A 26,860-nucleotide genomic window follows, 5' to 3' on the forward strand; every position below is an offset into this window, starting at 1 on the left:
TATAAAGTACATTACAATAATTTTTTATCATTTTAAATTATATGTATATGAATCCATATAAACCTATAATGATTAAAATCAGTTTTAGATAAAACCATCTAAATCTCTACATTTTTTTTACTTTATATATAGAAACAACGTTTTATACTTCTTTAAACTTGAGTAAGAAAGCCATAGATTTTAATTTTTGTATAAGTTATAGCATGTGCTTTATACCGGCTGTCTTCGCGAACATCTTTTGAAAATATTTTTTTATGACATCTAGGGAATTTATACTTAAACTAATTATAATAACTTTAAAACAATACCCTAAAATAATTATACAAATTTTTCAATAGTTATTAAATATTATTTACAATTAAATATAAACACTAATAAACATATAAATTGAATATACAACGTAAAATATAACTATATTTGTATCAATTTGTATATTTGTATATATTTATTATACTACTATGATAAAGATGTATTTACCAATATTAATATTTATTTTATTAATATTTATTTTTCTTCCAATAGTACATATTCCGATAAATTCTTCTTCCAGAGGCATCATACGTTCTTATAATGAAAATGTAACAATTATTTCAATAGTCAGCGGAAGAATAGTAATAAATAATCTAACACACAATAATCAAATTATTAAGAAAGGCGACACTCTTTTAGTAATAACAACGCAACAATTAGAAACTCAAAAAAATTTACAACGCTCTCATCTTTCAGATAGTTATGCTCAATTAAATGATCTTAATAAAATTGTTACGGGTAATTTTCAACTATTAGAAACCGGACAATACCAAAAAGAAGTCACCGCCATGCTTGAAAATATTGCACAAATTCAAGCCGAAGTCAACCTTGCAAATAAAGATTTTAAAAGAGCTGAAATTTTATATATGGAAGGTGTAATATCGCAATCGGAATATGATAAAGAGCTATCTAAGTTTGAAAATTTAAAAAAACAAATCTCAACGATTAGAGAAAAACAGATAGCACAATGGGAAGCACAAAAAAGAGAAACTGAAAGGAAAATTAATGAGCTCAAATCCGAATTTAATAGATTAGGCCAGGAAGCTGAAAATTATATTATAATTTCTCCAATTTCAGGTAAGTTAATGAATTTTAAAGGGAAACAAAAAGAATCTTACATCATCGAAGGAGAAGAAATTGGAGTAATATCTCCCGAAGATAAGATAGTTGTTGAAGTCTATGTTTCTTCCAAAGATATCGGATTTATACATCTTGAGCAAGATGTTAAAATTCAAATGGATACATATAATTACAATCAATGGGGGCTATTAACAGGTAAAGTTATAAAAATTGAACAATATCTTACTTCAAATGAGAAAACAGGAGAAAATTACTTTAAAGTATTTTGCTCAATGGATAAAAATTTCTTACAGTTAAAAAATGGACATAAAGGAAATATTGAAAAAGGGATGACTCTTACCGCTCGTTTTCATTTAACTGACCGTACATTATGGCAATTATTATTTGACCGTCTCGATGATTGGTTTAATCCAAGCCTAAAAGAATAAGTAATGAAGAAAAAAATCCTTGTAAAACAACATGATTTTAAAGATTGTGGAGCCGCATGTTTAGTTTCCATATGTGCTCATTATGGAAAATCTATTTCAATTGCTAAAGTACGTCAAATTTGCCATACCGATACCAGAGGAACTAACGTGCTTGGAATGATTCAAGGCCTTAATGATCTCGGTTTTAACGCAAAAGGTGTTAAGGGCGGTTTAGATTCAATTACCAAAATCCCTTTACCTTCTATCGCGCATATCATTTTAAACGAGACCATGCATCATTATGTAGTTATTTATAAAGTTTATAAAAATACTATATCCTATATGGACCCTTTTAAAGGAGAAATTGAGACAAAAACATTAGAAGAATTTTCAAAAATTTGGTCTGGCGTAATAATCTTACTGGAGCCAAATGAATATTTCGAACAACGCAATGAAAAAGTTAATATCTACATAAGATTTTGGAATTTAATTAATCCACATAAAGCTATATTATTACAATGTCTTTTAGGCTCCATAATTTATACAATTCTGGGTCTATCAATGCCTATTTATATTGAAAAAATAACAGACTATGTTTTAATTGATGGAAATTTAAGACTATTAAATATATTATCAGTCGGCATGATTATAATATTATTTTTTCAAATTTATATAAATAGTATTAAAAGCATATTAATGCTAAAAACGGGGCAAAAAATAGATAAACATTTAATTTTAGGATATTACAAACATCTTTTAGATTTACCTCAACGCTTTTTTGACACCATGAAAATTGGAGAAATCATATCAAGAATAAATGATGCTGTTAAAATTCGTTCTTTTATAAATGATGTTGCTATTCAGATATTTGTTAATTTCTTTACTATTATTTTTTCATTTATACTCATGTTCTATTATAATTGGAAATTGGCACTAATCATATCTTTAGTTATCCCTATATATTCTGTAATTTATTGGTTAACAAATAATAATAGCAAAAAAATTGAGCGTCAAGAAATGGAAAATTCTGCAGAGTTAGAGTCTCATTTAGTCGAATCTATTAATTCTATTACTACAATTAAACAATTTGGAATAGAAACTTTTGAAAACAATAAAACAGATAATCTTTTCACTAAACTTATTAATACAATTTATAAATCTGTATTAAATTCAATTCTTCCTATAAGCTCTACTGAATTTCTAACGAAAATTTTTACTATCATTCTTTTATGGATAGGATCAAGATATGCGATAAAACAAATCATTACACCAGGAGAATTATTATCGTTTTACGCTTTAATCGGTTATTTTAATACACCCTTATTAGAGTTAATTGGATTGAATAAAACAATTCAAAGTGCAATTATTGCTGCAGATCGTCTTTTTGAAATTATGGATCTTGAAAGAGAAGAAACTACTAATAATTTTGAATTAACAAGAGAAAACGTTGGCAACATAGAGTTTGATAAGATCACATTTAGTTATGGAAGTAAGGTTACTGTTTTCAAAGATTTTAGCTGCATTATCCCTAAAGGGAAAACTACTGCTATCGTTGGTGAAAGTGGATCCGGCAAAACCACTATAGCTTCTTTGCTTCAAAAATTATATCCTTTAAAAAGCGGAAAAATAAGTATAGGAAATTACGATTTAAATTATATTTCAAATTATTCACTTCGGAAATTAATTTCTACAGTACCTCAACAAATTGATCTATTTTCAGGAAATGTTATAGAAAATATAGCAATAGGTGAAGATTTCCCAGACATTCAGAAGATTATAAATATAACTAAAAATGTTGGAATTATAGAATTTATTGAAAATCTACCTAATGGTTTCAAAACCTATTTGGGTGAAAATGGCTCAATACTTTCAGGGGGACAAAAACAAAGAATTGCTATAGCTCGAGCTCTTTATAAAGATCCTGAAATTTTAATTCTAGATGAAGCAACTTCTTCATTAGATTCTGAGTCTGAGCAGATCATACAAAAAACATTACTTGACTTCAAAAGCATGGATAAAACTATGATTATTATAGCTCATAGATTAAGTACTATTGCTTTTGCTGATAACATAATTGTTATCGACAAAGGAAAAATAATAGAACAAGGATCACATAAGGAATTAATTAATTTAGATGGAAAGTATGCTTCTCTTTGGAAAAAACAAACTTTGGTTATATAATAAAATAGAGATTTATTTAGAACGTTTAGTGACGACCTACCTAATTGATCAATAAAATAACATTCTTTAAAAAAGGCTATAATTTTAATTATATGAAAAGATATTAAAATAATATTAGTTTTACTTAATTTTCAAATATAACTTTGATTATAATACCTAAGCTGCTGCTAAATGGTCCTCCAAAATATATATTTTATAATCAACTAATTGTAAAATTGAATGTAAATATTCTTATTTTTTCTTTACCATAGATCATTCCTTAATTATTTTGTATGAATCTAATTCAAAAAATAGATTTTTCATTATCTAAATTATCATTTGTTCCATTAACTATATTTTTCATAAAGCAAGATAAATTATAGATAGTTTAAATATTTATAATTAGCTTTAGTAAGTATCTAAGTTATTTCAGATCTCTTAAGATTATTAATAAAATTACTTTTTTCTTTTATATATAGGTACGGTGCTGCAAGCCTCTCCAAACATTAGTGAGGAAGCCAGAGGTTTTAACATTTGTATAAGTTGTAGATATGCGTTTTGTGGAACCGGTTTACGAGAACATCCTTTAATAATAATTTTTTTATCTTGATATGTTTCTTTATCCATTTTTTCTATAATTTCAGTGTAAATATCTCTTTCAAGGTCTTCCAGTGTTCCGAATGATATCAACTTAGCTATTCCTGTTAAATAACTAGCAATTAACAAGTAAGACCAGGAAGGTATAATAACATCAGAAGAACAAATTATAGCGACATAGGTATTTTTATATATTTCCCAATCTAATTTTGAAAGTTTTTCTCGAAAATCTTTTTCTTTAAGGACTAAACCTTCATATAGATAATCTTTTAAATCAAACAGTACTCTTTTTTCTTTAGGATAAAAATCTTCTAAATCAATGGTAATAAGCCCGCTTTTTTCTACTTTATTTATAATTTCATCCATCGTAAATTATTCATTTAATAAGTCAGGCCTTCTTTCTTTCGTACGTTTATAAGACATTTCATGTCTCCATTCATCTATTTTAGCAAAATTACCGCTTAATAGAATTTCGGGTACCTTTAAACTCTTATATTCTTCCGGTCTTGTATATACCGGAGGCGCTAGCAAATCATCCTGAAAGGAATCATAAAGGGCTGATGTTTCATCATTTAATACACCTGGAAGTAACCTAACTACCGCATCTACTAAAACACATGCTCCAAGTTCTCCTCCGCTCAAAACGTAATCTCCTATCGAAATTTCCCGTGTTATAAACATATCTCGAACTCTATGATCTACTCCTTTATAATGTCCGCAAAGTATGATAATATTTTCTTTTAATGATAAGGTATTGCAAGTCTTTTGATTCAAGGTTTCACCATCGGGAGTCATATAAATTATTTCATCATAATTTCTTTCTAATAATAATTTGGAAATGCATTTATCAATAGGTTCAATCATAAGGACCATTCCTGCTCCCCCTCCGTATTGGGTATCATCTACTTGACGATAATTTCCTTTCGCATATTCTCTTAAATCGTGAAAATGAATTTGTACGAGTCCTTTGTCTTGCGCTCTTTTCATAATGGATTGCTGTAAAGGACTTTTCAATAAATCCGGTACCACGCTTATTATATCTATTCTCATACTCTATTCTCTAATACAATTTTCAATAATTTATTGAACCTTATTTCTTTATTAATGAATTAGTATTGTTATTTTCTAGAAATAACAATTTTATTAAAATAGCTAATTAAATGTAATATTTTAATATTCTCTATTTTTCGAACTTAAACATTTTTTACCAATTTTTTGTTTCTTTTAGGTGAGTTATATGGGCTAAGTGATGATTACCATGCCAGGCATACGTTCCAATAGATTCTTTTATTGTAAATTCTTTATTAATTCCTGGGTGAATGAAAGTCTTCTTAAGATCTTCTTCTGTAAGTTGTTCTAATAAATATCCCCATCTTTCGTGTACTCCTTCAACTATAGTTAAAGAAGAGGCTATTGGAAAATTTAGACTATCAGGCAATTCTGCCCATCGTTTCTCATAGTAAGGTTTAATTACAGGATTATTTTCAGTTAATGCTAATTTTATCCTGATAAACGAATTCATATGACTATCAGCCAAATGATGAATAACCTGCCTAACTGTCCATCCCTCTGGTCTATAAGGGGTATTCAACTGTTCCTCTTTTAGTGTTTGCACTTCTTTTCTTAATCTTTCAGGTAAAGATTTTATCTGAATAATCCACTGTTCCAATTCTTGTTGAGAAACATTTTCAGGCATTTCAAACTTACCTATCGGATATTTAAGTTTTTCAAGATTTAACATGTTTGTTATATTTTTATTTAAATAATTTCCATCTTGGTATAATTGGAACTAAGGCAAAACCGATAAATAAATATAATCCGTTAATAGCATCTAATTCTTCAAAGCCTAATGATAAATGAAATAAAATATCTAATATTAAAGTCAAGCCAAAGAGATATATTCCCATTTTGAAGAAATTAAAGGTAGCTATTGCACCTATGATCATAAGTATGCCTAAAACAATATTTGAGACAAAAAACCAAGTTGAGGCACCCGGAAAATATATTTTCATAAAACCTAAAATTCCGAGAAAAATAGGTATAAAGCCCATAAAACCCATATATAGACATGAAAATATAAATGTTACAGATTTTTTTTCTTTTACCTGAAAATATTCCTTAGGACGTTTACCGAAAATTTCTTCATCAGAACTCATATTTTATCTATTTATAACCAAAGTAAATGTACAAAAAATTTATAGGGATATAACGAATACAGGAGGAATAATATTCCTCCTGTATTTATACTTCTTATCTCGTATCTAGATAATTTAAAATAAAAAATCGTAACCTTTCAGACTTAGTTTCTCATATTTTTCTGCATCAAACTTATATAACTTAGCAGATTTTCTAGACGTAGAATTATCTATTAAATCTGTTTCAATAATTAATTGAGAATTTACTATTTTTTTTCTGAAATTTCTTTTATCCATTTCTCGGTTTAAAGCGGTTTCATATAATTTTTGTAATTGAGATATGGTAAAATGTTCAGGCAACAAATAAAATCCTATTGGTCTTCTTTTTACTCTTCGTTTTAACCGTTCTTTTGCATAATCTATTATATCATTATGGTCAAAAGCCAAATCCGGAATTTTAGAGTATTCAACCCATTCTTCACCCCTATCCTTAGAATATTTTAGAAGCTCATCGTCTAGCTTCACTGTAGCGTAATAAGCTATATTAACTACTCTTCCTAAAGGATTTCTAAAAACTTTTGCAAAAGCTTTTAATTGTTCAACGAAGATATAATCTTTTTGTGTATGTAAAAACACTAATTTTTCTAAATTAGAATCAATACCTTCATGGGCTTTCACATATACAGAGGGCAGAAGTTGAGCGCCTTTAAATGGACCGTTATTTGTATCATTACTCAGTAAAATACGCAACCTTTCACCATCAAAACCAAACAAAACCAAAGAAACAGATATGGCTACCTTAAAATAAATTTCTTTTTCTTCAGGAAGCATTATTTTTATTTAAACAAAGCATCCATTAATCGGTTTTGATCGTTGATGCTTTCTTCTAGTGAAATCATACTTTCTGTTCTTAAAACATCGTCAATATCATCTATTTTATAAATAACATTTTTTGCATCTTCAGCATCTTTAGCGCTAATTTTACAATAAATATTATATTTCCCTGAAATTACATTCGCAGTTGTCACATTTGGAATAGCTGCTAATTTCTCTAATACGCTTTGAGTTTTACTTGATTTAGTCAACAAAATTCCTACATAAGCTATAAAGCTATATCCCAAAATATTGTAATCAATATTTAAACAAGTTCCTTTGATAACCCCTACATCTTCCATCTTTTTAACTCTTACGTGTATAGTTCCTGCGGATACATCCATTTTTTTTGCAATTTCAGTAAAAGGCATTCTGGTATTAATAGATAAAAATTGTAAAATTCTTTTATCAGTTTCATCTATATAAAATTTCTCTTTCATGGTAAAAACTTTATTGTTTGTTAATTTAATTTATCTTTATTTTACAAATATATAAAATTAATCTTCAACCTATGTATGTTTTTATACAAATTCTTTAAAATTTAAACAAAATCTCTACTAAATGAACAATTCTACTCATTGATTTTAAGTATAATTAATTTTATTTTTATCTTTGTTATCAAATTAATTGATAATAAGATATTTTTTTTAGTATTAATAATTTAGTTTTGAAAAAAATTATAAAAGAAATAAAATTATTTTTTATAGGTAAAACACCTGAATGTAAAAAAGGTACAGCTACATGGAAAGCTGAACTTTATGAAATTATTTTCGAATCTGATACGATTAGAGGTAAAATTTTTGATGTAATTCTTCTTTTTTTTATTACTCTAAGTACGCTCATTATTATGCTGGAAAGTGTTCCGGGAATTAGCTCGAAAATAGGATTTTGGCTTTATATTTTAGATTGGTGGGTCACTATTTCTTTTACTGTAGAATATATTTTAAGAATATCCACCGCAAAAAAAGCAAAAAAATATTCCACCAGTTTCTATGGAATTATCGATTTATTATCCATTATTCCTACCTATTTAAGTATATTTTTTGTAAAATCTCATTTTTTATCAATTATACGAATATTAAGACTTTTACGAGTATTCAGAATTTTTAAAATGGGAACGTATATTGATGAAAGCAATTCCCTTTTAATTTCATTGAAAAGAAGCAAACGCAAAATATTTGTGTTTTTATATTTTATTATAATCACAACGTTAATTTTAGGTTCTTTAATGTATGTAATTGAAGGCGGAAGAAATCGTAATAGCTTTTCCAGCATTCCTCAATCGATGTATTGGGCAGTAGTTACTTTAACAACGGTCGGATATGGTGATGTAGCTCCTACCACTGTTTTGGGTAAAATTATCGCATCCGGTATTATGATCTTGGGATATTCTATTATTTCAGTTCCGGCGGGATTATTATCTGCTGAGTACAGAAGAAATAAGAAAAACGAATTAAATGTCAAAAAATGCAATTTTTGTAATACAATTAATAATGAAGCTGATGCTATTTACTGCAAACATTGCGGACATATTCTGAATGAACCTATAAAAGATAACGCAAAGAATAACTGACTTCTTATAATTATATGTTTACCGACGAATATTATATGAAAATTGCTTTACAGCTTGCAAAAGAAGCTTTTTTCAAAGATGAAATACCGGTAGGTGCCCTAATTGTTGCCAATAATAAAATTTTAGCTAAATCATATAATTTAACAGAATTGTTAGTTGATGTTACCGCTCATGCGGAAATGCAAGCTATTACTGCTGCAAGTAATTTACTAGGGGCAAAATACCTTATAAATTGTACTTTATATGTTACTCTTGAACCCTGTACGATGTGTGCCGGAGCCTTATATTGGTCTCAAATAAGCAGGGTTGTTGTAGGTACCTCAGATAAAAATAGAGGTTTTTTGTCAAAAGGATTATCACTGCATCCGAAAACAGAATATGTATCAGGTATTTTAGAAAATGAATGCTCTTTATTACTTAAAAATTTTTTTGAGTCAAAAAGATAAAAATGTATTTGTTACATAAACAGTTTTACTATTGAATAAACAATCATTGCAAGTACTGCACTAACCGGAATGGTAAGCACCCATGCCCATAACAATTTAATAGTAATTCCCCAACGCACTGCAGACACCCTTTTAACTAAACCTACTCCTATAATGGATCCTGTTATAGTGTGGGTAGTACTTACCGGTATTCCCCAATGCTCACTTAAGAATAAAGTTATTGCCCCTGATATTTCCGCCGTAACTCCTTCTAAAGGAGTTACTTTCGTGATACGGGTTCCCATTGTTTTTATGATTTTCCATCCACCCGACATGGTTCCCAATGCAATTGCTATAAAGCTACTTATAGGTACCCACCAATAATCTGTAGTGAAATGCTGGAATCGTTCAGCTGTTGTTAGGTTCATATATTCCATAGAATGAGCAATATTAACTTCAAAATAGATAAATGCTGCTCCAATAATACCCATTACTTTCTGTGCATCGTTTCCTCCATGTCCAATGCTGAAAGCTGCTGATGAAACTAATTGTAATTTTTTAAACCATTTATCTGCTTTATAAGGATTGGCATTTCTACAAATATTCATAATTATTAATGTAATAATTGATGAAACTATCATTCCTATGACAGGAGCTATGAATATAAATAATATTATAGGTATTACGACCGGATAATTTATAACTGTTTGTCCTGCTTGACTAAATCCTCCTATATGGGCAACGGCCGCTCCTATAAATCCTCCGATTAATGTATGGGAAGAAGAAGATGGAATTCCGGCCCACCATGTAAATAAATTCCAAATAATTGCTGCTACCAGCCCTGAAAAAATAACTTCCAGAGTAATAAAATTTTCATGAACTGATTTTGCTATGGTATTTCCAATTTTAAATTCTCCAACAATATATAAGGAAACAAAATAAGCAACAAAATTAAAAAATGCTGCCCAAAGAACAGCTTGAAAAGGAGTTAATACTTTTGTCGAAACAATGGTGGCAATTGAATTTGCCGAATCATGAAACCCATTAATATAATCAAATATTAATGCTAATATCACGATAGTTACAAGTAAAGCCATAAAGTGTTTATGAGTATTTAACTAAGATAGATTCTATTATATTAGCTGAGTCTTCACATTTATCTGTAACGTCTTCTAAGTATTCCAATACGTTCTTCAGTTTTATAATATCCAATACATCTCTTTTACTTTCAAATAATGCACCAATTTCCTTACTGAAAAAATCGTCAGCTACGTTTTCAATCCTATTTATTTCCACACAAGAAGCTAAAACTTCTTTAGGTTTTTTAAAATTTCTAAGATTATAAACTGCTTTTTGGAGCTCTAATACGCAATCATGGATAAGATTTGCAAAAGTAAAATAGGCTGGAATATAAGGTGACTTATATAGCATAATATATTTACATGATGCATATAATATATCTGCAATATCATCAAGTGCTGAAGTTAATTGATGGATATCCTCTCGATCGAAAGGGGTAATGAAATTTTTTCCTAATTCTATAAATATGCTGTGTGATAACTTATCATTAGCATGTTCATAATCTTCCATTTTCTTATAAAATGCCTCTGTTATAGTTTCTTGTGATTTCATCCCCTCTACCATATCTTTCGACATGGCAGCCAGATTATCAACAACTTGTTCGAATAAAGTATAGAAAACCTTATCTTTCGGTTGAAATAATCTAAAAAATGCACTAATACCCATAGCTTGCTTTTTAGTTTACTTTATGTAAGCAAATATATCGAATTTTAAATTAATCAATATATCTTTTTTTAAATTACACGATTTTCAAGTCTATGTATTTGTTTAAGAAGTTTATCCAACGTCATAATTTGATTAAATATTTCCAATCTTCTTTCTTCTGATATTTCACCGGAACTTAATTCTTTAGCTAATTTTTTATTTATTTCTGAAATTCTTATTGCTTTATATTTAAGAATTACATCTTTTGTATTTTTTGATAAATTTTGTTCTAACGTAGGAACATAAATTTCTTTAAGTTCCCAATTGTTACTAATTGAGTATTTCTTTAGCAATTTCCCTGCAGCAAATTGAGTGATATCATCTTCTTTTGATTTAACAAAATATTCTCCGGTTCTTAATTGATTATTTTCTATACCTTCGATTATTTCTAAATAAATTTTATTATAAAAATCTATGGTCAATTGCAAATCATCTTCTTTAAACCTCTGAACTATTTCTTCAATTACTGTTGTGGTATAAGGTTCTTCTTCCTCTAAATAACTTATTACTATTTGGTGATCTCCGTATGAAAGAAGCAATTCTAGAATATCTTCTTCAATTTTATAAGTAAAATCTATCTCTTCTTGTTGAGATTTATCAACGGGTTGCAATACAACTTGCTGCCTTTTATTACTACTGACTCCTGTTTGAGTATTTTGTTGGGTTAATTGGGCTAACTCACTAAATAATACTTGCTCTGAAATATCTAATATACGCGAGCATTCTTTTACATAAATCTCTCTTTGAATTAGATTTTTAATCAAAGCTATACTTCCAACAATGTCCCTAATTAATCCTGCTTTTTTTATCGGGTCTCCATTGGTTTCTCCTAGTAATATATCGGTTTTAAAGCGAATAAAATCTTTACTGTTTTCTTTAAAAAATAGTTCTATTTCATCAGCAGTATGTTTTCTCGCGAAGCTGTCCGGGTCTTCTCCATCAGGAAATAATAAAACCTTAACATTCATCTCTTGTTCAAGAATCATGTCTATGCTTCTAAAAGAAGCTTTTATTCCAGCTTGATCTCCATCATATAAAATGGTTATATTATTAGTTAACCTTTTTATTAGTCGTATTTGTTCGACAGTTAGTGAAGTACCTGAAGACGCTACTACATTTTTAATACCATTCTGATAGAGGGATATCACATCCATATAGCCTTCTACCAAAAAACAATTATCTTCTTTAATGATAAAAGACTTTGCATGAAATAATCCATATAGAACCTGACTCTTATGATAAATTTCACTTTCAGGCGAATTTAAATATTTAGATGCTTTTACGTTATTTTGTAGTATTCGTCCTCCAAAACCTAATACTCTTCCTGAAAAACTATGAATGGGAAAAATTACTCTTTCTCTAAAACGATCAAAACCTTTATCTGTTACATCTTTAAATATGGTTAAACCGGATTGTTCTAATATCTCTTTTTTATATCCCTTATTAAATGCGAATTGCGTAAAAGCTTCCCATTCCCTAGGGGAATAGCCTAATTGAAATTGTTTAATAATATCATCGCGTATACTTCTTTCTCTAAAATAAGAAATACCTATATTATTGCCTTCTTCGGTTTTCCAAAGTTGATTCTGAAAATATTCATTAGCTACTTCAGATAATTGATATAGGCTTTCTTTATTTAATTGAATTTCTTTTTGAGTTTCAGTCTGCTCTTTACTATCCTCCTCAATTTCAATATTATATTTTTTTGCCAGGTAACGTAAAGCTTCTGGATACGTGTAATGTTCTTGTTCCATGATGAATGTAACCACATTACCTCCTTTTCCGGATGAAAAATCTTTCCAAATCTGTTTTGATGGGGAAACCATAAATGATGGAGTTTTTTCATCTACAAATGGGCTCAAACCTTTATAATTACTCCCCGATTTTTTAAGATTTATAAAATCGGAAATTACTTCTTCCACTCTGGCTGTAGAAAAAATCTTATCTATGGTCTCTTTGGAAATCATAAATACAAAAATACGTTAATTTAAATTTATCGTCTGATAAGTTTCTTTACCTAATGCTACAAATTATGTTGACTTTTGTTTTAAAAATATTATATTATGATTGATATTTAATACATTAATGGTAATAGTAAAAGGGATATTAAATTTAAAGTTTTTAGATATATATTCATTTTAAGAAGTATTATTACTTTATTTTATTAAAGTCAATGGAGTAGTATCTTCTTTTAGTGAAATTTATAGTATTTAGTTATAAATTATTTTTGAATTATTTAATCAAATATTCAGTTTTCTTATAATAAAAAAGCATCTGAAGAAAAAATCAGATGCTTTACAATTGTTTTTTATATATGATAACTATTTTTTTCTTTCTGATTTATCTTGATCGGAAGTATTCCAAATTTTTAATTTATCGTTCTTAGAAATACCTTTAACTTGTACATATATTCCGTCAGATAATCCTAATTTAACATATACTTTTTTAAATTTCCCATCAGACTGTAAAACTTCCAAATAAGGTTTTTCTCCGTCAAATTGCATTAAAGCTTCTCTAATGGCTAAAATATTTTTTCTTTCACTAAGAATTACTTCTGCATTAGCACTATATCCAGCACGTATAGAAACACCTTCAGGAATTATAATATCTGCTTTGATTTTATATTTTACCGCTCCATTTTCTTCTTTACCTTGAGGGGAAATAAAAGTTAATCTTCCATTTATATCTTTATCTTGAAGAGCACCGATAATTATTTTAAGTTTCATTCCTTCGTGCATTTTTCCTGCATCAGATTCATCAACCTTACCTTCAAAAATCATCTTACTAATATCCGCTATACTTGCAATAGTTGTTCCTGCATTAAAAGTATTAGCTTCAATTACTTGGTCCCCTACTTCTACAGGGACTTCCAAAGCCTGTCCATTTGCCGTGGAACGAACTTGGATACTGGCTAAATCTTCTAATCCTGAAGTTATACCCGTTTTAGCAATATCATAATCTTTTTGAGCTTGATTTAGATTTTGCTTAGCTATTTTATATTCTGTTTCTGCGCTTTCGAAATCTTGCTTAGAAATAACTCCTTGACCAAACAAAAGCTTTTGACGATCGAAAACTTTTTTTTGATTAGCTAACTTAATTTCTGCAGAGTTAATATTTTGCATAGCTGTATTAACAGTAGATACCACCGGCACAACTTTAATGGTAGCCAATAATTGTCCTACTTTTACTTCATCACCCTCTTTTATATATATTTCTTTTATGATTCCCGAAATATTAGGTTTGATTTCAATCCTTTCTTTTGGGTTAATTTTACCGGTTGCCACAGCTTTTTGCTGAATAGTCATAATTACCGGAGACTCTGTCTCAAACTTATCATTCGACCGTGTATTGGTTATTATTACATACCAAATACAATACAATAAAAGTGCAATAAAAGCAATAGATAAAACTATTTTAAGAACTTTATTATTCATGATAACTAATTTCAATTATATTTGTATAATAATCTCAAAATTTGTTACGTAAAAAATAACTTTTTTAAGTTTTTTTCTACTTTACTTATTTTAGTTGTAAATATAGGATTCTTTTTTTATTTATCTCACATAATATCAGCAACAAACATTTATAGCAATCTAGATTCGGATAATTTTTTCTTTTATATATTTGTTGTTTGAAAATACATCCCTTATTTTAAATGGACCCTTCATTACCAAATAAAATTCTTGAATCTTATTGGGGATATAAAGAATTCAGGCCTCTTCAAAAAGAAATAATTCTTACAATTTTAGAAGCTACCGACACGGTTGCTCTACTACCTACAGGGGCAGGCAAATCAGTTTGTTACCAAATACCTTCCATTATAGCCCGGGGCACTTGCATTGTAATATCTCCCTTACTTGCTCTCATTAAAGATCAAGTTAGTTTATTAAAAAAGAAAATGATTCCAGCTGAATTTATTTCTTCCGAACAAACTCCTGATCAACAAATTTCAGTATTTAATAAATTAAAAAATAATGAATTAAAATTACTATATGTTTCCCCGGAGAGACTATTAAATAAAACATTTTTAGAAATCAGTAAAGACATTGAAATATCCTTTATCGCCGTAGACGAGGCACATTGTATCTCTGAATGGGGAAATGATTTTCGTCCGTCTTACCAACAAATTAAAAAATTTAGGGAACATATCGGATATCATATTCCATGCATGGCATTAACAGCCACTGCAACGCACAAGGTTCTTTCAGAAATAATAAAAAAGCTAGACTTAACTAATGCTCAAGTTTTTAAAAAATCATTTAAAAGAGAGAATCTTTCTTTACAAGTCATGAACATACATGATAAATTAGGACAGATTGAAAGAATATTACATCGTTATAAAGGATCAGGAATAATTTATTGCAGAACAAGAAATGAAACTAAAAATGTATATGATACTTTAAAAAGAAAAGGGCTTGATGTTGACTTTTTCCATGCAGGTTTACCTGCTTATGAAAAGATAAAAAAACAAAGAGAATGGACGGATAGTGACAGTAAAGTTCTAATTTCAACTAATGCATTTGGAATGGGTATCGATAAGGAAAATGTACGTGTTATTATTCATCTTTCCCCTCCATATTCTTTAGAAAATTATTACCAAGAAGTAGGACGTGCAGGGAGAGACGGACATTTATCACATACTTTTTTGTTATGGAATGAGCAAGAGTTTTCAGATATTTATTCTTCATTAACCCAAACTATTTCTTCTAAATCTGAATACAGCAAAATTTTACGTTATTTATTTTCAATGTTTAGCATTGTACCCAATGAATTACCTGAAAATATTTTTGATTTTGATTTAAATCTATTTCAACAGCGTACCCAAATAAGCAAAAATAAAATCATCCCTATATTAGAATTTCTTCATAATAGCTCTGTACTCCAGTGGAAATTTGAACCATCGGAAAGTCTGTTAAAAATAAATTTTCCCATTGAAAGATTAGATACAAATTTTTATGGTAAAGATTCTATTATATTGGAAAAAATAGCAAGAAAAATAACCGGCGTTTTTTCGTATCAAATTAAATTTGATGAAAAAAAATTAGCTGAAAGTCTTTTAATTCCTACTCATGACTTACATTCTATGCTAGTAAAATATAATCAAACGGGAGATATTTCCTATATAGATGGCAATAAACAAAAAATTCTTTTTCTTGAACCGAGAAATGATCAAATATTCTTAGGTAAATATTGGGATAAGTTTCAAGCAATCCAACAGAATAAATTAGTAAAATACAAGGAGCTGGAATTTTTTATAAAAAATAAAAAATATTGTAGAATGAGACTAATTCTGGGATATTTTAACGAAAAATCAAACCAGTCTTGTGGTAAGTGTGATGTTTGTTGTGAATCTAAAATTGAAGGAGATTCTTACTTACTAGAGATTCTTAATTTTATAAAAAAAGAGCCTAGAAGTAGAGAGGACATTTATGCAGAATTTCAAAATATACCTTTTGAAAAAATTCATGAATATTTACAAGAATTGATTTCAGAGAATAGAATTAAAGCATTAAATTTCAATACTTATTCTATTTAATTCACATCAAAAGTTTAGAAAATTTCTCTTATTTATTTTTTACCTTTACTGGTATGAATATAGATATTGAACCATCCTGGAAAAATTTATTACAATCGGAATTTGAAAAACCCTATTTTTCTTCTTTAATAAATTTTGTAAAGCAGGAATATAAAGAACATACCTGTTATCCTAAAGGGAAAAATATTTTTAAAGCTTTTGAATTAACTCCATTCGACCGGGTTAAAGTAGTATTGTTAGGTCAAGATCCTTATCATGGAGAGGGACAAGCTATGGGATTATGTTTTTCTGTACCAGATGGAATTGTTTATCCTCCTTCTCTTAGAAATATTATTACCGAATTAAAGAATGATACCGGAGTAGAATTAAAATCGGGCGATTTAACTCCATGGGCAAAACAAGGAGTGTTTTTGCTAAACGCAACTCTTACTGTGCGGGCTCACCAAGCCGGTTCTCATCAAAAAAAAGGATGGGAAACCTTTACTGACTCAGTGATTCATAAAATATCTTCAGAAAAAGAGCATGTTGTTTTTATATTATGGGGAAGCTATGCACAACAAAAAATTGATTTAATTGATACTCACAAACATTGTATTATAAAATCAGTTCATCCTTCTCCTTTATCTGCACATAGAGGTTTTTTCGGCTCGAGACCTTTTAATCGTACGAATGAATATTTAGTTTCAAAAAAAATAAAACCTATTCAGTGGTAATGCTGAATAGGTTCTTTATTTTATTGGAATAAATATATTTTATTCAATTATTTTTTAAGTTCTTTTTCTAATTCTCTCATTAATTTCCTTTCATTTTTCTTGTACAATTTTTTCTCCTTCCTAGTCATATCTTCATAATTTTTTTCAAAAAAATCAGAAGTATCCCCTACTTCTTCACCTATAACCTGTATTTGTTCAATTCCATCTTCTCCAATAGTTGAAATTATTTTTTTATCCTCTTCCACTTCTACATTATCTTCTTTTCCTTCATTAGGTATAGAAACTTCAATTTTTTCATCTCTTTCAATTTGCGGAGCAGGTCGGACAATTGATTCTATCTCTATCGTTTTTTCTTCAGTTCGCGGAGCAGGATTAACAATTGGTTCCATTTCTACTGCTTTTTCTTCAATTTGAGGAGCAGGGCTAACAATTGATTTTATCTCTATCGTTTTTTCTTCAGTTCGCGGAGTAGGATTAACAATTGGTTCTATTTCTACTGTCTTTTCTTCAATTTGAGGAGCAGGACTAACAATTGGTTCTACTTTTACCGTTTTTTCCTCAATTTGAGGAGCAGGACTAACAATTGGTTCTATTTCTATCGTTTTTTCTTCAATTTGAGGAGCAGGACTAACAATTGGTTCTACTTCTACCGTTTTTTCTTCAATTTGAGGAGCAGGACTAGAAATTTCCTCTATTATTTCTTCTGATCCGAAAGCTTCATTTGAATTTTTTTGTTCTTGATTTATTTTAACCTCCGGAGCAGATAAAAATTCCTTCGATTTATCTTCAACTACATTAGCTTCCTCTATTTGAATTTCTATTTCTTTTTCCGGCGAAACAACTTCTTGTTTTTCTTCAACAATTTCTTCCGGAACCTCATTTACAACAGTTGAAGCTTCATTTACTTCAGTTAATTTTTCTGGTTTCTTTTCTTCTCTTTTATTTATTACAGGCATTTCCTCTGCTTTCGGCAAAGTAGAAACTTCTCTTTCTAATTCGGTTTTTACGATTGTTCCATCAATCAATTTCCAATATCTGTTTCCAGCTTCATCTTGTACAATTACCACTTCATTTGGTGAAGTAAACGTTGGGACTACCGATTTTTTAGTCTTTATTATATTAATTTTTTCATCTTTTCCATACGCAAATGCATAGCCATTACTTGTACTTCCCTCCAATGAACCCCTATAAACTAAGATATTTTCTCCATCTTGCTTAAAATAAACATCTTGTTCAGATGTTTCTTTTACTTTTCCTCTTTGAGCGTATGCTGAAAGCGTAAGTAGTAGAAGAAAAACAGTATAATTTTTTTTCATTGTTGTTTACTTATTTTAATTAAAAAATATAAATTTTTCAAGTTACTAATATACATCTTTATTTAATAATTACATATTTTTTTATTTATCAAGGTCATTTATATTATTTTTTTTTGAAATAAAAATTATTTACTATTTGTTTTTAAATCATCGTTATAAGGCAATGTACCTTTATTTTTTTTCAACTTAAAATTCTTAAAATCCTCAGATGATTCGATTCCATTAAACGAAATATTGGTAGTAATTCCGTCTGCTCTATAAATTTTTACTGTATCATTAGAAAAAATTTTCCTTTCTTTCTTATTCCAAAATATCTCATTGGTTTTTAAGGTATCCTTATCCGAGTTAATGATCACTACATTCTTACGAGCCTCATACCAACCCGTAGATTCAATTATTTTAGCATAATCAGCCTTTAAATGTCCGGGATCTTTATCTTTTTGATAAAAATCCAGATCCAGCCCTTTAGGAAAAACAGTATAGGGAGTTGGAACAAATTCATATTCCTCCATAAGGGGAGCTCTTAATTTAATAACTGCATAAATTGAATCAGTCAATGTTATCGTAGCATTATATATTTTTCTTGAAGCAAAATTTGTATTTTTCCCCCCTCTATTTTCTCCTTTTTCATCTGAACAAGAGGCATAAATAAATATAAAAATGATTAGAAATATCCAGTTCTTTATATCTTTAATTTTTAGTACCATAAATAGATGAAAGGAATATTAAATTTGAAAAATTCTAATCGTATTGTCTTTTTCTAAACCAAAGATCATCAAAATTAAACCCTACCTTAAAATTAACAAAGTTTTCCTTAATTAACCCATTTGATTTAGTTCCTCTTTGCCCTAATTCAATTCCTAAATTAAGCATGGAAGGATCATATTTACCCCTCTTTCCTAAAGGTAATCCTAGTCCAGCTGTTAATGCATATTGGTTGATAGTTTTATTATTTACGTCAAGCCCTGTATTTTCATAATACACACCATAACGATAAACAATTTTTTCAAAATAAGATCTAAAACCATTTATATTTGGAAGATACCATCCACCTACAGCTACACGATATTTATTTTTATAATTAAAATTATCTTCCGGTATTTTCAATTTAAATTGATCAGTAAATTTAAAATCTGCACCTAAAGACCATTTATGTTCTTTTCCATAAGAAACCCCGAACGAATACGATGATGGTAATTTTGCATCATGGGTTCCTTTAACATAATTTAATGTATCAACAGTGATTTTTTCATTATTATTGTTATAATTATAAGTTGAATAAAGATAATTTACATCTGCATCTATATTATGTCCTATATTATAGGTCGCTCCGATTTTTAATATATGATTATCTTTTAATTTTTTATGATAAGCAACCCCTAACGTATAATCGAAGAAACCGTATTCTTGTTTATTAAAAATACCTGAAATTAAATTTGCATTTTGTAAAGATATTTCTTGATCTTTTTTCAAATCTCCCCATACATAACCAATTTTAGCTCCTAAAGAAAATTCCTCAGATATATTGTAGGAATACATTCCACTAAATGCATTGAGTCCACCCCTTCCTTTAAATAAGGATCTTTGGTTTACTATCCCTAAATTTTCCATATTTATATCATACCCTATATTGGTATAAGGTTGTAAGTTAACCCCAACTCTCGATTTGTTACCAACTGGAAAAGCTAAGGATAGATTGGCCAAATAAGTTGTAGATCGATCACTACTTACATTTGAAGTCTTTGCATTAGTATAATCGGTATTAATTACAATATTGTAACTAGTGTACCTTAAATTTCTATTAGCTGCCGGATTAATAAAGTTAGCTTCATTATTAAAATCTGAAATATAAGATGTACCTAAACCTCCCATCGATGAAATCACGATATCGGAATTAGTTTTACTTTCCCCTAATCCAAATGAAGAATAAGGTGAAGTAGAAGTTTGCTGAGCATAAATTACATTCAGAAAAATAATAAATGATAATATTGAGAAAATTTTAATTTTCATTCAGTGCGTTTTTATACAATATACAAATATGTTAATAATGTATCGATTATAAAAATAATTGTAAGTAAAAATTCTTAGCAAGAATAAAGAAGTAATAAAAAATTGATTTTTTTTTGAAAAATATTTTGTCATTAAAAAATATGTCCTATATTTGCAATCCCAAATGAGAGGTACCTTAGCTCAGTTGGTAGAGCAAAGGACTGAAAATCCTTGTGTCCTTGGTTCGATTCCAAGAGGTACCACTTCATAAATCCATAATCAATTCGTTAAGAAAAAGATTATGGATTTTTTTATTTAACGAATTTTTATCAATTTTATTTTCATGTAAATTTTTTTAAAAATTTAATTGCATTTTAAAGATTAAATCAGCTTTTTGCAAGTTCATTCTTAAACTCTTTTTCTGACATTAACAAAATCTCTATAAACTCTTGACAAGTTTGCCAATTGAAAATTTTAATTCTACAATATAATTCCAATTCTATCAGATTTAAAATAAATCAGTTATTTTCTTTTCGATAAAATGTAGATCACTTTCATAATTCCTTTTATCATTCATTTTTATTTTAAATAATATTTAATTATTTTTTTGCTTATTTTATTGAATTTTGGAATAAAATTAGATTATCATATTTATTATAATCTTAACTCTTAGAGCTAAAAAATACAATAAATATTTTTAAAGCATAGCTCTCATTAAATTATATTAATTATGAATAACATAAGCATTTTCGTTTTTTTAGCAGGAATAATTATATTAAATCTAATAGCTTTTTTGCTGGGAAATTTATATTGTTTTGTTCCAACTTGGTTAAATTATACTATGGTTGGAGTTGAATTATTCTGCCTTTTACTGAGTATATATGCACGCATGAAAGACTTTAAAAATATAGATGCTTCTATAGGTATTATCCTTAATATTTTTCTTACAATTTTATTAGTTTGCCATATGATACTATATAAATCATCCAGTTAAAACAAAATTGAATTATCTATAAAGTAATTTAGAAAACGTATTTTTGCTTTTCTATTTTTAATCTATGAATTATCTTTCAGTAGAAGACATTAGTAAGTCTTATGGTATAAGAACTTTATTTTCGAATGTTTCTTTTCATGTAAATGAAGGAGATCAAATTGCATTAGTTGCCAAAAACGGAAATGGAAAAACTACTTTATTAAAAATCCTAGCTGGGATTGAAGTTCCCGATTCTGGAACAGTATTGCTTAATAAAGACAGTAAAGTAGTTATGTTTGAACAATCGGAAAGTTTCGATGGAGAAGTAACTGCTGAAGAATATATATTTTCTCATTCAAATCCTGTTTTGGATATTGTTCATCAATACGATAAGATGGTGCAGAGCGATCCATCCAACCCCCAATTATTAAGACTTATTGAAAAAATGGATCAATACGATGGATGGAAAGTGGAACCTGTTATTCAGGAAATAATTTCTAAATTAAAAATTGATTTTCTTACACAAAAAATAAAAAATTTATCCGGAGGCCAGCAAAAAAGACTTTCACTTACCAAATTTTTAATTGATATAAGTTTTGAAAAAGGAAATATTTTATTAATACTTGACGAACCTACCAATCATTTAGATATTGAAATGGTTGAATGGTTGGAATTCTTTCTTAACAAGGAAAATAAAACTCTAATTTTGGTTACTCATGATCGTTACTTTCTTGACGCAATTTGTACACGAATCTTTGAATTGGAAGATGGAGTCATATATTCACATTCCGGAGACTATGAAACTTATGTAACAAATAAATCCTTACGAATTGAGAATCAATTAGCCCAAACGGATAAAGCAAAGAATTTATATCGTAAAGAATTAGAATGGATGAGACGGCAACCTCAAGCCCGAACATCCAAATCTAAAAGTAGAATTGAAAGCTTTTATAAAACGGAAGAAATCGCAAAAAAAAGCATATCGGATACAAAAGTTCAATTAGACATGCAAATGATTCGACTTGGGAAAAAAATTATTGAAATGGAGCATGTTTCTAAACATTTTGGAAATAAAGTAATTTTAGATAACTTTTCATATTCCTTTGCTAGAGGAGCGAAAATCGGAATAATAGGAAAAAATGGGGTAGGTAAAACAACTTTTTTAAAAATACTTGAAAAACATGAGCAATTTGATTCAGGAACCATAGAATGGGGCGAAACCTTAAATATCGGGCATTTCAAACAAGAAGGTCTTTCATTTAAAGAAGACCAAAGAGTAATTGATTTTGTGAAAGATATTGCAGATTATTTTCCTTTATCTAATGGAAAACAAATTACTGCCAGCCAATTTTTAGAAATGTTTCTTTTTACACCTGAAACTCAATATACCTATATTTCCAAATTGAGTGGAGGAGAGAAAAAGAGATTACAATTATTATCAATCTTATTTAGAAATCCAAATTTTCTAATTCTAGACGAACCTACTAATGATCTGGATTTACCAACCCTAACCGTTCTCGAGAGTTTTTTAAATGAATACCAAGGATGCGTATTGATTGTTAGTCACGACAGGTATTTTATGGACAAAGTAGTTGATGAACTAATGATCTTTGAAGGAAATGGAAAAATATCTCAATTTATAGGAAATTACACTCATTATTATTTAAAATCTAAAGAAAAAAATTCTGAAACTGTTAAAGATACATCTAAAAATGAAATAAAAGATATAAATACAAAAATTAACAAAACTCCTAAATTATCTTTTAAAGAAAAAAAGGAATTAGAAATGTTGGAAAAAGAAATTCCTAACTTGGAAAAAGAAAAAAATAAATTAACTGAAAAATTATCTTCTTTAAATTTAAGTTTCGAAGAAATTCAAGAAATCAGTAAACAATTAGAAAATTTAATACAGAAATTGGATTCTAAAGAAACACGATGGCTGGAACTTAGTGAACTTAAATCATAGAGTTATAGTAATTTTACGATTAGTTTTTACGATACCACATGCCCTAAACGCGAAAGTTTTTGATGGTTAATAATTTTTATTCTTCTGCCTTCCACTTCAATAAGTTCATCGTTTTTGAATTCTGAAATTAAACGGATGGCACTTTCTGTAGCTGTACCAATCAAATTTGCCATTTCTTCACGCGTTAAGTTTATTTTAATAAATCCTTCATGATCAACATCAAGTTTCTTTTCTAAAAAAAGTAAAATTACCGCCAGCCTTTCACGTACAGTGTTTTGCGCCAATAGAGTAATCGTTTTTCCCGCTTCACCTAAATGCTGAGAAATCTTTTTTAATACATCAAAGGCAACTTTTGAACTCACTTCTAATAAACGGTGAAAAATAATTTCAGGGATGTAAACAGCGGTAATATCATCGATAACTGTACAAGAGGCACTGAAGGTTTCTCCTCCTAATAAAGATCGGTATCCGACTATTTCTCCTTTTTTGACGAAACGAAGTATTTGCTCTTTACCATTAAATCCTCTTTTATAAATTTTCCCGGTTCCACTTAAAATTCCATATATACCGGTAGGCTTATATCCTTCATGTATAATTTCCTGACCTTTTTCATATCGAATCTCCTTCATTTCCTTATCTAGAATATTGCACTCATCTTTAGTAAATTTACTAAGAATTTCTTTATTTTTTAATTCTGATATAATTAAGTCTACTGAATTTTTAGGCATGATATTACTCATATTTTTAACAAATTATGCACAAAAATAATACTTTAATTTTAAATAAAAGGATATAACTTTGTACATCCAGGACTAGAATTTTTTATATGAGTGAGCATTGTTTTCATTGTGGACAAACTATCGAGAATAATATAAAAATTGATTTTGATAATAAAATATTTTGTTGTAATGGATGTAAGTCCGTGTACGAAATTTTAAATCAAAATAAGCTGGAAAACTACTACAGTCTCAATTCAAATGCAGGAATAAAACCTGAAAAAGGTCAAAATTATTTTGAATTTTTAGACACTCCTCAAATTTTTAATAAGATTATCGATTATTCGGAAGACGGAATAACACTGATTACTTTTAAAATACCGGCAATTCATTGCAGTGCTTGTATATGGCTATTGGAAAGCATAAAGGGAATCAACAAAAAAATTATTTATTCTACGGTTAATTTTTCCGCAAAAACAGTTCAAATAGCTTATAGAAATGAATCGTATAAATTAAGTGAATTGGCTCATTTTCTTACAGATTTAGGTTATAAGCCCGTAATTAATTTTGAAACTACAGAAAAAAAACATGAAAAAGTTGATCACACTCTACTCATAAAAATCGGTATCGCAGGATTTGCTTTTGGAAATATTATGTTATTAGCATTTCCTGAATTTCTTGAAAATGAAAAAGATCTATGGTTACAACAATACAGCTACTTTTTCAGAATTCTTATGTTTCTTTTTTCTCTACCTGTAGTTTTTTATTGTGCTTCAGATTATTATAAATCTGCATGGGGTGCTTTAAAGCATGGCGTTTTAAACATTGATTTCCCGATTGTTATTGGAATTATCGCCTTATTTTCGCGAAGCTGTTTTGAAGCATATACAGGGATCAGCAACGGCTATTTTGATTCACTCTGCGGACTTCTGTTTTTTATGCTTCTAGGAAAATATTTTCAGCAAAGAACCTATAAATCATTAGCATTCGATCGGGATTATAAATCTTTTTATCCTATTGCAGTTACCAAAATTGGTCCTAATACTAGCCAGGAAAATGTTCTTATTTCAAACTTAAAAATTGGAGACCGTATTCTAATCCGAAATCAAGAAATAATTCCTGCAGACTCCGTTTTAATTCATGGAGAAGGCTTTATAGATAATAGTTTCATCACTGGAGAATCTAAACTCATTGAAAAGAAGGTCGGAGAAAAAATATATGCCGGAGGCAAACAGTCCGGCACTACTATTGAGCTAGAAGTCATTAAAGAAGTTAACCAAAGCTACCTCACTCGTTTATGGAACAATGAAGCGTTCAAAAAAGATTCTTCCACCATTGAATCTATTACTAATAATATAAGTAAATACTTCGTTATTGTACTACTAATTATCACAATTTTAAGCGGTTTATATTGGTACTTAATTGAAAAAAGTCCTTCACAAATGTACCAAGTTATCACAGCTATATTGATCGTTGCCTGTCCTTGCGCTTTAGCTCTTTCAGCTCCATTTACCATAGGGAATATAATGAGGGTTTTCGGTAAAGAAAAATTTTATGTAAAAGATGCCATTACTGTAGAAAAGTTAGCAAAAATAAATCATATAGTTTTCGATAAAACAGGAACACTCACTATAAATAAAGCCAGTAAAATCAGCTATACAGGTAATGAATTAACTACTAAAGAATTAGAAAATTTAAAAGCTTTATTACAAAATTCCAATCACCCACTAAGCAGATCGCTTTATGAATACATATCGATGTCTTTTGAATTTATACCTGTTAAATTGTATGAAGAAATTCCCGGAAAAGGTATAAAAGGAAATGTTAATGGAATGTTCTTTAAAATAGGTTCTTCCGATTTTGTAGGAGCTAAAAAAAAGATAAGTTCAGATACTTCTGTTCATATCTCCATTAACGATATATATAAGGGGCATTATATCTTTAAAAATCAATATAGAAAAGATTTAAAAGAAACAATAAACGCTCTTAACAATTATAAAATTTCTCTATTAAGCGGAGATAACGATTCCGAAAAATATAGATTAGAAAAAATATTTTCACCAGAAACAATTTTAAAATTTAATCAATCTCCTCAAGACAAATTGGACTACATTAGGGAATTACAAGAAAAAGGCTATCATGTGATGATGCTCGGTGATGGACTAAACGACGCTGGAGCTTTGAGACAGTCTAACGTAGGTATCGCTATATCAGACGACATTAATAGCTTTACCCCTTCTTCAGATGCTATTTTAGATGGAAATAATTTTTCTTATCTACCTTCCTATCTTAAATTATCAAAAAAAGCATTAGGTATAGTATCCCTATGTTTCGTTATTAGTTTCTGTTATAATATTATCGGATTAAGTTTTGCTGTTTCAAATAAGCTTTCTCCATTAGTTGCTGCTATACTCATGCCACTAAGTTCCATATCCGTTGTAACATTTACTACCTTAGTAAGCAGAATTATTGGTTACAAAATGTTTATCCATAAATGAAATAAATTTACCACATCCCAAGTAAGTTATTGTACCTATACCTAGCCTTAATTTAGAAATATTCTAAATTAAACATCCGATGTAAAAA

General features: G+C 28.7%; 23 protein-coding genes and 1 tRNA gene. 10 read left to right on the top strand and 14 right to left on the bottom strand.

Annotated features, from left to right (window positions below; translation table 11 throughout):
* Positions 1-467: 467 nt before the first annotated feature.
* Both Q0T35_RS01825 and Q0T35_RS01830 read left to right on the top strand, forming a co-directional pair.
* Positions 468-1,538: an HlyD family efflux transporter periplasmic adaptor subunit gene (locus tag Q0T35_RS01825; RefSeq protein WP_295840710.1), complete on the top strand. Its 1,071-nt coding sequence runs from the start codon at positions 468-470 to the stop codon at positions 1,536-1,538.
* 3 nt (positions 1,539-1,541) lie between these two features.
* Complete coding sequence (locus tag Q0T35_RS01830) at positions 1,542-3,698, top strand: peptidase domain-containing ABC transporter (protein ID WP_295809653.1); 2,157 nt, start codon at positions 1,542-1,544, stop codon at positions 3,696-3,698.
* Positions 3,699-4,133: 435 nt separating this feature from the next.
* Here Q0T35_RS01830 and Q0T35_RS01835 read toward each other — a convergent pair whose 3' ends face one another.
* The 6 genes from Q0T35_RS01835 to Q0T35_RS01860 form a co-directional block, all read right to left on the bottom strand.
* Positions 4,134-4,640 (bottom strand): DUF2480 family protein, encoded by a 507-nt coding sequence (locus Q0T35_RS01835; RefSeq protein WP_295809650.1) that lies wholly within the window; start codon positions 4,638-4,640, stop codon positions 4,134-4,136.
* Positions 4,641-4,646: 6 nt separating this feature from the next.
* Complete coding sequence (gene trmD, locus Q0T35_RS01840) at positions 4,647-5,324, bottom strand: tRNA (guanosine(37)-N1)-methyltransferase TrmD (RefSeq protein ID WP_295809647.1); 678 nt, start codon at positions 5,322-5,324, stop codon at positions 4,647-4,649.
* A 154-nt stretch (positions 5,325-5,478) separates the two neighbouring features.
* On the bottom strand, positions 5,479-6,015 hold the full coding sequence (locus tag Q0T35_RS01845) for a YfiT family bacillithiol transferase (protein WP_295809644.1): 537 nt from the start codon (positions 6,013-6,015) through the stop codon (positions 5,479-5,481).
* Between the two features lie 13 nt (positions 6,016-6,028).
* Positions 6,029-6,430 (bottom strand): hypothetical protein, encoded by a 402-nt coding sequence (locus Q0T35_RS01850; protein WP_295840712.1) that lies wholly within the window; start codon positions 6,428-6,430, stop codon positions 6,029-6,031.
* A gap of 114 nt (positions 6,431-6,544) precedes the next feature.
* A complete protein-coding gene (locus Q0T35_RS01855; protein ID WP_293916482.1) occupies positions 6,545-7,240 on the bottom strand; it encodes an NUDIX hydrolase in 696 nt (231 codons plus the stop codon).
* Positions 7,241-7,245: 5 nt separating this feature from the next.
* Positions 7,246-7,722, bottom strand: coding sequence for an AsnC family transcriptional regulator (locus Q0T35_RS01860; RefSeq protein WP_293916484.1), 477 nt, complete (start codon positions 7,720-7,722; stop codon positions 7,246-7,248).
* 227 nt (positions 7,723-7,949) lie between these two features.
* Here Q0T35_RS01860 and Q0T35_RS01865 point away from each other — a divergent pair, with 227 nt between their 5' ends.
* Both Q0T35_RS01865 and Q0T35_RS01870 read left to right on the top strand, forming a co-directional pair.
* A complete protein-coding gene (locus tag Q0T35_RS01865) occupies positions 7,950-8,855 on the top strand; it encodes an ion transporter (protein ID WP_295809640.1) in 906 nt (301 codons plus the stop codon).
* Between the two features lie 14 nt (positions 8,856-8,869).
* Positions 8,870-9,301, top strand: a complete 432-nt coding sequence (locus Q0T35_RS01870; RefSeq protein ID WP_293916487.1) for a nucleoside deaminase — start codon at positions 8,870-8,872, stop codon at positions 9,299-9,301.
* 11 nt (positions 9,302-9,312) lie between these two features.
* On the opposite strand, the gene Q0T35_RS01875 is transcribed toward Q0T35_RS01870, so the two are convergent.
* The 4 genes from Q0T35_RS01875 to Q0T35_RS01890 all read right to left on the bottom strand — a co-directional run bounded on the left by Q0T35_RS01875 (position 9,313) and on the right by Q0T35_RS01890 (position 14,499).
* Positions 9,313-10,377 (bottom strand): inorganic phosphate transporter, encoded by a 1,065-nt coding sequence (locus Q0T35_RS01875; protein WP_295840713.1) that lies wholly within the window; start codon positions 10,375-10,377, stop codon positions 9,313-9,315.
* 7 nt (positions 10,378-10,384) lie between these two features.
* Positions 10,385-11,026 (bottom strand): DUF47 family protein, encoded by a 642-nt coding sequence (locus Q0T35_RS01880; RefSeq protein ID WP_293916490.1) that lies wholly within the window; start codon positions 11,024-11,026, stop codon positions 10,385-10,387.
* A 68-nt stretch (positions 11,027-11,094) separates the two neighbouring features.
* Entirely contained in the window at positions 11,095-13,032 is a 1,938-nt protein-coding gene (gene dnaG / locus Q0T35_RS01885; RefSeq protein WP_295809633.1) for a DNA primase, read from the bottom strand.
* A gap of 354 nt (positions 13,033-13,386) precedes the next feature.
* The gene (locus Q0T35_RS01890; protein ID WP_293916494.1) at positions 13,387-14,499 is read right to left on the bottom strand and encodes an efflux RND transporter periplasmic adaptor subunit; all 1,113 of its coding nucleotides are present in this window, start codon (positions 14,497-14,499) and stop codon (positions 13,387-13,389) included.
* Between the two features lie 221 nt (positions 14,500-14,720).
* On the opposite strand from Q0T35_RS01890, the gene Q0T35_RS01895 reads away from it, so the two are divergent.
* Entirely contained in the window at positions 14,721-16,601 is a 1,881-nt protein-coding gene (locus Q0T35_RS01895; RefSeq protein WP_295840715.1) for a RecQ family ATP-dependent DNA helicase, read from the top strand.
* A 53-nt stretch (positions 16,602-16,654) separates the two neighbouring features.
* A complete protein-coding gene (locus Q0T35_RS01900) occupies positions 16,655-17,314 on the top strand; it encodes a uracil-DNA glycosylase (RefSeq protein ID WP_293916498.1) in 660 nt (219 codons plus the stop codon).
* Positions 17,315-17,361: 47 nt separating this feature from the next.
* Here the strand turns inward: Q0T35_RS01900 and Q0T35_RS01905 are convergent, their stop codons facing one another.
* The 3 genes from Q0T35_RS01905 to Q0T35_RS01915 form a co-directional block, all read right to left on the bottom strand.
* A complete protein-coding gene (locus Q0T35_RS01905; RefSeq protein WP_295840718.1) occupies positions 17,362-18,630 on the bottom strand; it encodes a hypothetical protein in 1,269 nt (422 codons plus the stop codon).
* 125 nt (positions 18,631-18,755) lie between these two features.
* On the bottom strand, positions 18,756-19,337 hold the full coding sequence (lptC, locus tag Q0T35_RS01910; protein ID WP_293916502.1) for an LPS export ABC transporter periplasmic protein LptC: 582 nt from the start codon (positions 19,335-19,337) through the stop codon (positions 18,756-18,758).
* A gap of 34 nt (positions 19,338-19,371) precedes the next feature.
* On the bottom strand, positions 19,372-20,640 hold the full coding sequence (locus tag Q0T35_RS01915) for a hypothetical protein (RefSeq protein WP_293916504.1): 1,269 nt from the start codon (positions 20,638-20,640) through the stop codon (positions 19,372-19,374).
* A 169-nt stretch (positions 20,641-20,809) separates the two neighbouring features.
* Between Q0T35_RS01915 and Q0T35_RS01920 the strand changes: the two genes are divergently transcribed.
* The 3 genes from Q0T35_RS01920 (at position 20,810) to Q0T35_RS01930 (ending at position 23,558) form a co-directional block, all read left to right on the top strand.
* Positions 20,810-20,882 (top strand) — tRNA-Phe (locus Q0T35_RS01920).
* A gap of 467 nt (positions 20,883-21,349) precedes the next feature.
* Positions 21,350-21,613: a hypothetical protein gene (locus Q0T35_RS01925; protein WP_293916506.1), complete on the top strand. Its 264-nt coding sequence runs from the start codon at positions 21,350-21,352 to the stop codon at positions 21,611-21,613.
* 64 nt (positions 21,614-21,677) lie between these two features.
* Entirely contained in the window at positions 21,678-23,558 is a 1,881-nt protein-coding gene (locus Q0T35_RS01930) for an ABC-F family ATP-binding cassette domain-containing protein (RefSeq protein WP_295840720.1), read from the top strand.
* Between the two features lie 26 nt (positions 23,559-23,584).
* Here Q0T35_RS01930 and Q0T35_RS01935 read toward each other — a convergent pair whose 3' ends face one another.
* Positions 23,585-24,298 (bottom strand): Crp/Fnr family transcriptional regulator, encoded by a 714-nt coding sequence (locus Q0T35_RS01935; protein ID WP_293916510.1) that lies wholly within the window; start codon positions 24,296-24,298, stop codon positions 23,585-23,587.
* A gap of 86 nt (positions 24,299-24,384) precedes the next feature.
* On the opposite strand from Q0T35_RS01935, the gene Q0T35_RS01940 reads away from it, so the two are divergent.
* A complete protein-coding gene (locus Q0T35_RS01940) occupies positions 24,385-26,772 on the top strand; it encodes a heavy metal translocating P-type ATPase metal-binding domain-containing protein (RefSeq protein WP_295809624.1) in 2,388 nt (795 codons plus the stop codon).
* Positions 26,773-26,860: the final 88 nt, after the last annotated feature.

Source organism: uncultured Apibacter sp. (assembly GCF_946479295.1).
Classification (GTDB): domain Bacteria; phylum Bacteroidota; class Bacteroidia; order Flavobacteriales; family Weeksellaceae; genus Apibacter.

Excerpts from the sequence above, each read along its gene's own strand:
- Q0T35_RS01825 (WP_295840710.1), top strand. The coding sequence starts at position 468 with ATGTATTTACCAATATTAATATTTATTTTATTAATATTTATTTTTCTT.
- Q0T35_RS01830 (WP_295809653.1), top strand. The coding sequence starts at position 1,542 with ATGAAGAAAAAAATCCTTGTAAAACAACATGATTTTAAAGATTGTGGA.
- Q0T35_RS01835 (WP_295809650.1), bottom strand. The coding sequence starts at position 4,640 with ATGGATGAAATTATAAATAAAGTAGAAAAAAGCGGGCTTATTACCATT.
- trmD (WP_295809647.1), bottom strand. The coding sequence starts at position 5,324 with ATGAGAATAGATATAATAAGCGTGGTACCGGATTTATTGAAAAGTCCT.
- Q0T35_RS01845 (WP_295809644.1), bottom strand. The coding sequence starts at position 6,015 with ATGTTAAATCTTGAAAAACTTAAATATCCGATAGGTAAGTTTGAAATG.
- Q0T35_RS01850 (WP_295840712.1), bottom strand. The coding sequence starts at position 6,430 with ATGAGTTCTGATGAAGAAATTTTCGGTAAACGTCCTAAGGAATATTTT.
- Q0T35_RS01855 (WP_293916482.1), bottom strand. The coding sequence starts at position 7,240 with ATGCTTCCTGAAGAAAAAGAAATTTATTTTAAGGTAGCCATATCTGTT.
- Q0T35_RS01860 (WP_293916484.1), bottom strand. The coding sequence starts at position 7,722 with ATGAAAGAGAAATTTTATATAGATGAAACTGATAAAAGAATTTTACAA.
- Q0T35_RS01870 (WP_293916487.1), top strand. The coding sequence starts at position 8,870 with ATGTTTACCGACGAATATTATATGAAAATTGCTTTACAGCTTGCAAAA.
- Q0T35_RS01875 (WP_295840713.1), bottom strand. The coding sequence starts at position 10,377 with ATGGCTTTACTTGTAACTATCGTGATATTAGCATTAATATTTGATTAT.
- Q0T35_RS01880 (WP_293916490.1), bottom strand. The coding sequence starts at position 11,026 with ATGGGTATTAGTGCATTTTTTAGATTATTTCAACCGAAAGATAAGGTT.
- dnaG (WP_295809633.1), bottom strand. The coding sequence starts at position 13,032 with ATGATTTCCAAAGAGACCATAGATAAGATTTTTTCTACAGCCAGAGTG.
- Q0T35_RS01890 (WP_293916494.1), bottom strand. The coding sequence starts at position 14,499 with ATGAATAATAAAGTTCTTAAAATAGTTTTATCTATTGCTTTTATTGCA.
- Q0T35_RS01895 (WP_295840715.1), top strand. The coding sequence starts at position 14,721 with ATGGACCCTTCATTACCAAATAAAATTCTTGAATCTTATTGGGGATAT.
- Q0T35_RS01900 (WP_293916498.1), top strand. The coding sequence starts at position 16,655 with ATGAATATAGATATTGAACCATCCTGGAAAAATTTATTACAATCGGAA.
- Q0T35_RS01905 (WP_295840718.1), bottom strand. The coding sequence starts at position 18,630 with ATGAAAAAAAATTATACTGTTTTTCTTCTACTACTTACGCTTTCAGCA.
- lptC (WP_293916502.1), bottom strand. The coding sequence starts at position 19,337 with ATGGTACTAAAAATTAAAGATATAAAGAACTGGATATTTCTAATCATT.
- Q0T35_RS01915 (WP_293916504.1), bottom strand. The coding sequence starts at position 20,640 with ATGAAAATTAAAATTTTCTCAATATTATCATTTATTATTTTTCTGAAT.
- Q0T35_RS01925 (WP_293916506.1), top strand. The coding sequence starts at position 21,350 with ATGAATAACATAAGCATTTTCGTTTTTTTAGCAGGAATAATTATATTA.
- Q0T35_RS01930 (WP_295840720.1), top strand. The coding sequence starts at position 21,678 with ATGAATTATCTTTCAGTAGAAGACATTAGTAAGTCTTATGGTATAAGA.
- Q0T35_RS01935 (WP_293916510.1), bottom strand. The coding sequence starts at position 24,298 with ATGAGTAATATCATGCCTAAAAATTCAGTAGACTTAATTATATCAGAA.
- Q0T35_RS01940 (WP_295809624.1), top strand. The coding sequence starts at position 24,385 with ATGAGTGAGCATTGTTTTCATTGTGGACAAACTATCGAGAATAATATA.